This window comes from Nocardiopsis halophila DSM 44494 (genome assembly GCF_000341245.1).
GTDB classification, from domain to species: domain Bacteria; phylum Actinomycetota; class Actinomycetes; order Streptosporangiales; family Streptosporangiaceae; genus Nocardiopsis_A; species Nocardiopsis_A halophila.
Genome location: NZ_ANAD01000028.1, coordinates 23,094 through 32,369, shown reverse-complemented (window position 1 = coordinate 32,369; position 9,276 = coordinate 23,094). Strand labels below are relative to the sequence as shown.

The window sequence follows — 9,276 nt, the reverse complement described above, 5'->3', positions numbered from 1 at the left end:
GAGGCGGCGGCCTGGCTGCGCACCACCGCCGGGTGCGCGCTCGGCGCCGGGGTGCTCCTCGGGCTGGTCCTGTTCACCGGGGACCCAGGGCGCACCGCGGCGCTCAACGGCTTCTTCGCCACCCTCGGCATCGTCATGTTCTGGAACACGGTGATCGGCGCCTGGGGGATCGCCGCCGCCCTTGCCTCCCCGGCCGCCCGGAACGGGGCCGGCGCGGCCGCTGAACCGCACCGGCCCCAGGGCGGCTCTTAGGCCGCCTCGCCCTTGCCCGCGCGCAGGCGGACCCGCTCGGCGCGGTGCTCGCGCGCCTCGTCCGGGTCGAGGACCGGGGCGGCGTTGAGCAGCGAGCGGGTGTACTCGTCCTGCGGGGCCTCGTAGACCGAGTCGCTGTCGCTCAGCTCGACGACCCTTCCCTTCTTCATCACCGCGACGCGGTCGCTGACCTGGCGCACCACGGCCAGGTCGTGGGCGACGAAGATGTAGGTGAGGTCGAAGTCGTCCTGCAGCTCCGACAGCAGGCGCAGCACCTGGTCCTGCGTCGACACGTCCAGCGCCGACACCGGCTCGTCGCAGATCACCAGCTTGGGCCGCAGGATCAGCGCCCGCGCGATCGCGATGCGCTGCCGCTGACCTCCGGAGAAGGCGTGCGGGAACCGGTTGTAGTGCAGCGGCTCCAGGCCGACCCGCTCCAGCAGCTCCTGCACGCGCCGCTTGATCAGCTTGCCGTCGGACTCGCCCTGCACCCGCAGCGCGGTGCCGATGCTGTCGCCGATCGTCAGACGCGGGTTGAGCGAGGAGTAGGGGTTCTGGAACACCATCTGCACGTCCCGGCGCAGCGGCCGCAGCTTGCGCTCGGAGATGTGGGTGATGTCGCGCCCCTCGAACAGGACCTTGCCCTCGGTGGGCTCCAGCAGCCGCATGACCATGCGCGACAGGGTCGACTTGCCGGACCCGGACTCGCCCACGACGCCCAGCGTCTCGCCCTTGTGCAGGTCGAAGGAGACCCCGTCCACCGCGTAGAAGTCGGTGCTCTTGCCCATCATGCCGCCGCGCACCTTGAAGCGCATGCGCACGTTGTCCACCGACAGCAGCGGGTCGGTGTCGGGGTTCCAGGACCCGTCGGCCTCGGGCAGCGCCGTGGCGCCGGTGCGCCCGGCCGGCGCGGCGTCGCGGCCCTCCCCGGCGGCCCGGTCGGCCCGGACCTGGGCCCGGCGCTGGGCGCGGGAGACCTCCACCCGCGGCACAGCCGCCAGCAGGGCCTGGGTGTAGGGGTGCTCGGGCTCGGCGAGGACCTTGCGCACCTCGCCGCGCTCGACCGCCTTGCCCTTCTGCATGACCAGCACCTCGTCGACCGACCCGGCGACCACCGCCAGGTCGTGGCTGACCAGGATGAGCGCCATGCCCAGCTCGGTGCGCAGGTCGTCGAGCAGGTCCAGGATCTGGGCCTGCACCGTCACGTCCAGCGCCGTGGTCGGCTCGTCGGCCAGCAGCACCTTGGGGTCGCACATGAGCGCCATGGCGATGACCACGCGCTGGCGCATACCGCCGGAGAACTCGTGCGGGTAGGAGTTGACGCGCCGGGTCGGCTCGGGGATGCCCACGCGGTCCAGGGCCTCGACCGCGCGCGCCTTGGCCTCGGCGCGCGTGGACTTGGGCCGGTGGGTCCGGTAGGCCTCGATCAACTGGTTGCCGATGGTGTACTGCGGGTGCAGCGAGGACATCGGGTCCTGGAAGACCATGGCGATGTCGTTGCCGCGCATCTGGCGGATGCGGGCGTCGCTCGCGCTCACCATGTCGGTACCGACCACCTCCAGCCCCCCGGTGATCCTGGCCCGGGTGCCGCGGTGCAGGCCCATCAGCGCCAGGGAGGTGGCGCTCTTGCCGGAGCCCGACTCGCCGACGATGCCCAGGGCGCCGCCGGGGGCCACCTCGAACGAGAGCCCGTCGACGGCGTGGACGTCGCCGTCCATCGTCGGGAAGGTGATGGAGAGGTCCTGGACGAGCACCGCCGGCCCGGCGGCGTCCTGTCCTGTGCCCGTGGTCGTCATTGCCGGTGATTCCTTCGGGTCGGGCCCCGGCCGCCGGCGGCGGCGCGGGGAGCGGAAGTTCTGCTGGAAGGGCCGGGACTCAGCCGGACACCCGCACCCGGGGATCCACCCAGGCGTAGAGCAGGTCGACGATCAGGTTGCAGACCACCACGAAGAAGGCGCCGAACAGGGTGACGCCCAGGATCACGGGGAGGTCCTGGGAGATGATCGCCTGGACCGCGTAGCGGCCGATGCCGTTGAGGGAGAAGACGGTCTCGGTGAGCACCGCACCGCCCAGCACCAGGCCGATGTCCAGACCGAAGATCGTGACGATCGGGGTGAGCGTGGGGCGCAGGCCGTGCTTGAGGATCACCTTCCACTCGGCCAGGCCCTTGGCCCGCGCCGTGCGGATGTAGTCCTCGCCCATCGTCTCCAGCATGCCCGCCCGGGTCTGCCGGGCGTACTGGGCGGCGTGCAGGAAGGCCAGGGTCACCCAGGGCAGGAACAGCCCGGTCGCCCAGGCGATCGGATCCTGGAAGAAGGGGGTGTAGCGCGGGGTGTCGAACAGGCCCCAAGCGTGCACCAGGAAGGCCAGCGACAGCAGGCCGGTGAAGAACACCGGCAGGGAGACACCCGCCAGGGCGAGGCCCATGCTGAGCCGGTCGAAGATGCTGCCCTTCTTGATGGCCGAGACGACGCCCACCGAGACGCCGCCGACCAGCCAGATCACACCGGCGCCGATGGCCATGGAGAAGGTGACCGGGAGCCGGTTGACGATCTCGGGGAAGACCTCGGTGTAGTTCTGGAAGGAGTAGCCGAAGCAGGGCGCGGAGCAGACCACCTCGCGCCCGCCGAAGGTGTAGGTGGCGCCGACGAAGATGCCCTTGATGAACTCCCAGAACTGCAACGCGATGGGCTGGTCCAGGTTGAGGCGGTCGATGGTGGCCTGGATGGCCTCCTCGGTGGGCGCCTTGCCCACGTACATTGTGGCCAGCTGCTGGACCGTCTGCCCGGCCATGCGGGGCACCACGTAGAAGATCAGGAAGGTCACCAGGGTGACGATGGCGAGCAGCAGGACGCCGGCGCCGAGGCGACGAAGAAGATAAGTGACCAACGTATCCGGCCGCGAAGGCCGGCCGGGCCCTGTGCGGGCCCGGCCGCCCCCGCGGCCTTCACCTGCCTAACTCTCAGGTCGAAGGATCGGGGTTCCGGGTTCCGCTACTGGTTCGTCGTACCGAGCGGCATGTAGTCGTACATCGCGTAGCCGGCGCTGAAGTAGACGTTCGTCAGGTTCTCCGGCCGGTACAGCACCGACTTCTCGAAGACGATCGGCAGGATGGCCCCGGCCTCCATGACCCGGCGGTCGACCTCCTTGTAGAGGCGCTCCTGCTCCTGCTCGTCCCCGGTCTCCACGGCCTGGTCGAGCATGTCGTTGATCTGCTCGTCGTCCAGCTCGGAGACGTTGGAGTTGCCGGCGTCCTTGATGTTGTCGCCGTGCACGATGTAGCTGAGGAACCCGTAGCCGGTCGGCCAGTCCGGGATCCAGCCGTAGACGTTCAGGCCCAGCTCGTTCTCGTGGACGAAGTCGGGCGAGCCGGCCTGGGTGTTGGTGAAGCTGTCCGAGGGGTACTGCTTGATGTCGACCTCGATGCCGACCCGCTTGAGGCTGGCCTGCAGCGCCTCGGCCGCGGCGACCTCGGTCGGGCGGTCGCTGCGCACGCCGAGGTTGGTCTCGAAGCCGCCGTCCTCGCCGCACTCCTCCAGCTTGGCCTCGGCCTTGTCGAGGTCGCCCTTGTCGTCCTCGGAGGGGTACAGGTCCAGGTCGGGGTCGTGGCCCTTGATCGTCGGCGGGATCACGTCGTTGGGGATCTCCCCGCCGGCGGCGCCGCCCCAGGCCCGCTGGAGCGAGTTGTGGTCGGCGGCGTACATGACCGCCTGGCGGCACGCCTCGTCGTCCAGCGGCTCGACCTCGGTGTTGACGGCCACGTAGCGCAGGGCCCCGGTCTCGGGGTTGTCCACGTTGGCCTTGGCGGCCTCGTCGGTGAGGATCTCGCCCTTCTTGGCCGGGCCCAGCCCGGTGCCGCCCAGGTCGACGTCGAGCTCGCCGTTGATCAGGCGCTGGTCGATCTCGTTCTGGTCGACGCCCTCCTCGACCGTGATCCGGTCGGGCAGCGCCGGGCGGATCGGGTCGGAGTCGGCGTTCCACTCCTCGTTGCGCACGAGGGTGAGCCCGCTGCCGGGCTTCCAGTCGTCCTCGAACTTGTAGGGCCCGGAGGAGACGACGTGCTGCTGGTACTGCTGGCCCTTGTCGGAGTCGGCCGGGACCGGGGCGGTCTGCGGCTGCACCAGCACGTAGGGGAAGTCCGCGAAGGGCTTCTTCAGGTGGAAGACGATGGTCTTGTCGTCCGGCGTCTCGATGCCGTCGAAGCCGGCCAGCGGGTCGGAGGGGTTGGCGTTGACCCCCTCGTAGTCGTCGCTGTCGGCCAGCAGCTCCTTGAAGTAGCGCGGGCCGTTGGGCAGCGCGTCCTCGCCGAAGTTGCTGCGCGCGACGGCGTACTTGATGTCCTCGCTGGTGACCGCCGAGCCGTCCTCGTAGGTGAGGCCGTCACGGAGCTTCACGGTGTAGGACGTGCCGTCGTCGCTGATGTCGGGCATCTCCGCGGCCATGTCCGGCACCGGCTCGGTGGACTTCGCGCCGGGCTCGGGGCTGTAGGTGAGCAGCGTCCGGGCGTAGTACCGGCTGAAGTTCCAGACGTAGCCGTAGTAGGTGTTGCCCGGGTCGGTGCTCTCCATGTTGGCGGAGATGGCGTACCGCAGGGTGCCGCCGGACTCCTCGGAGGCGTTGACGACCTCCGTGGTGCCCTGGTCGTAGGACCCGGCCGAGCCGCCGCCGTCGGAGCCACCGCCGCCGCACGCGCTCAGCAGCAGCGCCGACGAAACCCCCAGAGCGGCAAGCCCCAGTGCTGACTTCCTCAATTCCATGCCTTTCTCGTTGCGCGTGATGCTCGCCGCGGCCCCCGGCCCGCCCCGGGTCGGCCGCCCCCGTGCGCTCAGTCGGACGAGCGGGGGTCGAAGGCGTCCCGCAGGCCGTCACCGAACAGGTTGAACGCGAGCACGGTGATGAAGATGGCCAGGCCCGGGATGATCACGAAATGGGGCGACGTGGTGTAGAAGTCCAGCGAGTCGGACAGCATGCCGCCCCAGCTCGGGGTGGGGGGATTGATCCCGACGCCGAGGAAGGAGAGGGAGGCCTCGAAGATGATGTTCGTCGGGATGAGCAGGGTCGAGTAGACGAGGATCGGGGTGATCAGGTTGGGCAGCAGCTCGCGGAAGAGGATGTGCCCGCTCCCGGCCCCCAGGCTGCGCGCCGCCTCGACGAACTCGCGCTCCTTGAGGGTGAGCGTCTGCCCGCGCACGATGCGGCCGATGTAGGGCCAGTTGAAGAACCCGATGATGAAGATCAGCAGGCCCACCCGCAGCGCGTTGCCCTCCAGCCCGAAGGCGCCGTCGGGGATGACCCCGGCCAGGGCGATGGCGAACAGCAGCAGGGGGAAGGCCAGGAAGATGTCCATGGCCCGGCTGATGATGGTGTCGGTGACCCCGCCGAAGTAGCCGGCGACGATGCCCAGCACGGTGCCGATGATCACGCACAGCACGGTGGCGCCGAAGGCGACCAGCAGGGAGATCTGCGCGCCGTAGACGATCCGGCTGAACATGTCCCGGCCGGTGACCGGCTCCAGGCCGAGCAGGTGCTCGGCGGACATGCCGCCCCAGGGGTCGATGCCCGCCGCCGGGTCGTCCGGGTCCTTCAGGGCGCCGCCGGTCAGCGGGTCCATCAGGCTCTGGTGGAACTCGTTGGGCGGGAACCCGAGGAGCTTGGTCAGCAGGGGGGCCAGCACCGCCATGGCGATGAGCAGCAGCACCACGATGGCGCCGGCCATGGCGACCTTGTCGCGGCGGAAGCGCTGCCAGGCGATCTGGCGGAGGGACCGGTTGGCGGCCGCCGACGTCTTCTGGCCGGCTGCGGCGCCGCTGTCCTCCACCTGCTTCTCAGGTGCGTCCGAAGGCGCGCTCATGGCACCACTACTCCCCCACTACTCCGCTTGAGTGTCGCGGCTTCGGCACCGGCGGGCGGCCGGTGATGGGTCGACCGCCCGGCTCGGGGTCCGGCCGGGTGGGCCGGCCCGGGCTGGCCGGTCGCATCCGGCAGGGGGCCGGGGCCCGCCGCCGGATCTGCCAGCGCACCCGTCGGCTTAACACCGAAGCTCGACGTGGCTAACAGGATCGGTGCAGATCGGTTTGCACCGCGATCAATGTACGCCTGCTCACATGTCAGTCCGTCCAAATCACACCGTTGTGGCTGAATCGTGACTGCTCACCAACGAATCCGTCATGTCACGACACGTCGGCAGGCGTTCACCCGGCGCCACCCAGTCTGCCCGAAAGGGCCCGCCGCCCCTCTGACGGCGCGCCCGCAGGGGGCGCGCACGGGGGCGGCGGCACCATGGCGCACATCATACGACAAGAAAAGGTATAAAACACCATGAAGCGGACATTAATCGCGCGCCCCGCCTCGCGGAGCGCGCGTCGCTGGAGCGGCGGCCCCTAACGGGACGCCGCAGGAGGAGGACCGCTCACTCGATCCCGTGCTTGCGCAGCAGGTCCTCGATGTCGCCCATGTCGTCGTCGCCGCCCTTGGAGCCCTTGGCGCCCGCCTTGCCCGCCGAGCCGCCCGGCGCCTGGGCCGCCGGCCCCTGGGCCCCGGAGGAGCCCTCCAGGCCGGGGGCCGCGCCGGCCCCTTCGGCGGCCTTCTTCTCGCGCGTCTTCCGGCCCTGGGCGCCGCCCATGCCCCGGGCCCGCATGACACCCGAGACCACGAACAGCACCGCCGCCACGGCCGCCACCGCGACCCCGGCCCAGACCATCGGATTGAACAGCAGGCCGGCCAGGATCCCGACGATGTCGGCCGCGGCGCGCCACAGCGTGGCCATGAGCCCCAGGAGGCCGGCGGCGAGCGGGACCAGCGACCAGGCCACGCCGCGCAGCCCCGCGGCCGCGCCCCGGCGGCGCCAGACCACCCACGAGATCAGCAGCCCCACGATGGTGATGGCCGCCCCGAGCATCGGACCTGCGATCGGCAATGTCTCCGGCATGCCCCCAGTCTCGCATCGCGGGTCCCGCCGCGCATCGGGGTCGCTCCCTAGGGACGGCCTCGGGGAAAGGGGGATCCCCCGGACGAACGAGACCCGGGGTGCGGCGCGCGCGGCGCCGCACCCCGGGCGGTGCTCGCTCGGGATCAGCCGGTGTTGGTGGTCCCGAGGGTGGCGTAGTCGTACATCTTCCAGCTCTGGTTGAAGAAGACGTTGGTCAGGGTGTCAGGCCGGTAGAGGACGGCCTTGTGGTAGACCATCGGGACGATGACGGCCTGCTCCATGGCGAGCTTGTCGATCTTCTTCGACATCGCGTCGCGCTCTTCCGGGTCCTCGATCGCGGTGATCTCGTCGAAGAGCTCGTTGATCTCCTCGTTGTCCAGCTCGGAGATGTTGGAGTTGCCGGCGTCCTTGATGGCGTCGCCGTCCAGGATCTTGCTCATGTAGCCGTAGCCGGTGTTCCAGTCGGGCATCCACCCGTAGATGTTCAGGCCCAGCTCCTCCTTGTGCACGAAGCTCGGGGAGCCCGCCTGGGTGTTGGTGAACGTGTCGGAGGGGTACTGCTTGATGTTCACCGTGATGCCCGCGCGCTTGAGGCCCTCCTGGATGGCCTCGGCCGCCGAGACCTCCGCCGGGCGGTCGCTGCGCACGCCGAGGTTGGTCTCGAAGCCGCCGTCCTCGCCGCACTCCTCCAGCTTGGCCTCGGCCTCGGGGACGTTGCCCTCCTGGGCCTCGGGGTCCTCGGCCGGGTAGACAGCGCTCTCCTCGTCGTGGCCGGGGACCACGGGCGGCAGGATCGTGTTGGCCATGGCGCCGCCCGCCGAGCCGCCCCAGGCGCGGTGCACGGCGCTGCGGTTGAGCGCGTACTGCACGGCCTGGCGGCACTCCAGCGTGTCCAGCGGCTCCACCTGGGTGTTGACCGTCAGGTAGTAGTGGGCACCGTTGACCGGGTTGTCGATGCGCGTCTTGGCGTCCTCGTCCTGGAGCAGCTCACCCTTCTTGGCCGGGCCCAGGCCGGTTCCGCCCAGGTCGACGTCGAGGTCCCCGCTCTCGAGGCGCTGGTCGATCTCGTTCTGCTCCACGCCCTCCTGGACCGTGATCTGGTCCGGCAGGGCGGTGCGGACCGGGTCGGACTCGGCGTCCCACTCCTCGTTGCGCACCAGGTTCAGGCCGCTGCCCGGCGTGTAGTCGCCGTCGAACTTGTAGGGCCCGGAGGAGACGACGTGCTTCTGGTACTGCTCGCCCTTGTCGGCGTCGGCCGGGACCGGCGCGGACTGCGGCTGCACCATGACGTACTTGAAGTCGTAGAACGGCTTCTTGAGGTGGAAGACCATGGTGTGGTCGTCCGGGGTCTCGATGCCGTCGAAGCCCTCGAGGGGGTCGTCGGTGTCCTCGTAGGGGCCCTCGTAGTCGTCGGAGTCGGCCAGGTGCTCCTGGTAGTACTTGGGGCCGTTCGGCAGGGCCTCGGGGCCGAAGTTGCTGCGCGCGATGGCGTACTTGACGTCCTCGGCGGTGATCTCCGAGCCGTCCTCGTACTTCATGCCCGGCTTGAGCTTGACGGTCCAGGTCTTGCCGTCCTCGCTCACCTCGGGGTCGCCCTCGGCGAGGTCCGGGACGACCTTCTGGCCCGCCTCGCCCGGCTGCGCGTCGTAGGTGTAGAGCGTTCGCGCGTACAGCCGGGAGAAGTTCCACATGTACCCGTAGTACACGTTGCCCGGGTCGGTGCTCTCCATGTTCGCCGAGATGGCGAACCGCAGGGTGCCGCCCTGCTCCTCGGAGGCGTTGACGATCTCTGTCTGCCCCTGGTCGAACTCAGCGTCGGAGGCGCCCGTTCCGCCGTCTCCGCCGGTGCCGCAGGCCGACAGCAGGAGGGCCGTCGCGGCTGTGGCCGCGACCGTGCCCAGCGCTGTTCTCTTCAATGTCGTGCCTCTCTCGAAACTCGGGTGGTACGCATCAGCGAGCGGCACCCACCCCTGCGGTACCGCAGGTCCCGGGGTCGGGGACGGCTCTCGACAGGAGTGAGCGAGATTCGGCCTCTGATGCACGCTGCGGCCAATTTAGAAGGAGTTAAATCACAGTTCGTCTAAGATCAGGTAACT

6 protein-coding genes and 1 pseudogene are annotated in these 9,276 nt (G+C 69.8%); 1 reads left to right on the top strand and 6 read right to left on the bottom strand.

Going from position 1 to position 9,276, the window contains the following annotated elements; genetic code table 11:
• Positions 1-252 (top strand): annotated as a pseudogene (locus D450_RS0103355) (hypothetical protein); the annotation flags it as partial.
• Here D450_RS0103355 and D450_RS0103350 read toward each other — a convergent pair.
• The 6 genes from D450_RS0103350 to D450_RS0103325 all read right to left on the bottom strand — a co-directional run bounded on the left by D450_RS0103350 (position 249) and on the right by D450_RS0103325 (position 9,096).
• Complete coding sequence (locus D450_RS0103350; RefSeq protein ID WP_017537264.1) at positions 249-2,048, bottom strand: ABC transporter ATP-binding protein; 1,800 nt, start codon at positions 2,046-2,048, stop codon at positions 249-251. The pseudogene D450_RS0103355 and the gene D450_RS0103350 overlap by 4 nt on opposite strands.
• Before the next feature lie 79 nt (positions 2,049-2,127).
• Positions 2,128-3,141: an ABC transporter permease gene (locus D450_RS0103345; protein WP_017537263.1), complete on the bottom strand. Its 1,014-nt coding sequence runs from the start codon at positions 3,139-3,141 to the stop codon at positions 2,128-2,130.
• Positions 3,142-3,245: 104 nt separating this feature from the next.
• Positions 3,246-5,009, bottom strand: a complete 1,764-nt coding sequence (locus D450_RS0103340; protein ID WP_017537262.1) for an ABC transporter substrate-binding protein — start codon at positions 5,007-5,009, stop codon at positions 3,246-3,248.
• 68 nt (positions 5,010-5,077) lie between these two features.
• The gene (locus D450_RS0103335; protein ID WP_017537261.1) at positions 5,078-6,103 is read right to left on the bottom strand and encodes an ABC transporter permease; all 1,026 of its coding nucleotides are present in this window, start codon (positions 6,101-6,103) and stop codon (positions 5,078-5,080) included.
• A 558-nt stretch (positions 6,104-6,661) separates the two neighbouring features.
• Positions 6,662-7,150, bottom strand: coding sequence for a hypothetical protein (locus tag D450_RS0103330; protein WP_017537260.1), 489 nt, complete (start codon positions 7,148-7,150; stop codon positions 6,662-6,664).
• Positions 7,151-7,323: 173 nt separating this feature from the next.
• Positions 7,324-9,096: an ABC transporter substrate-binding protein gene (locus D450_RS0103325; protein ID WP_017537259.1), complete on the bottom strand. Its 1,773-nt coding sequence runs from the start codon at positions 9,094-9,096 to the stop codon at positions 7,324-7,326.
• Positions 9,097-9,276 lie beyond the last annotated feature (180 nt).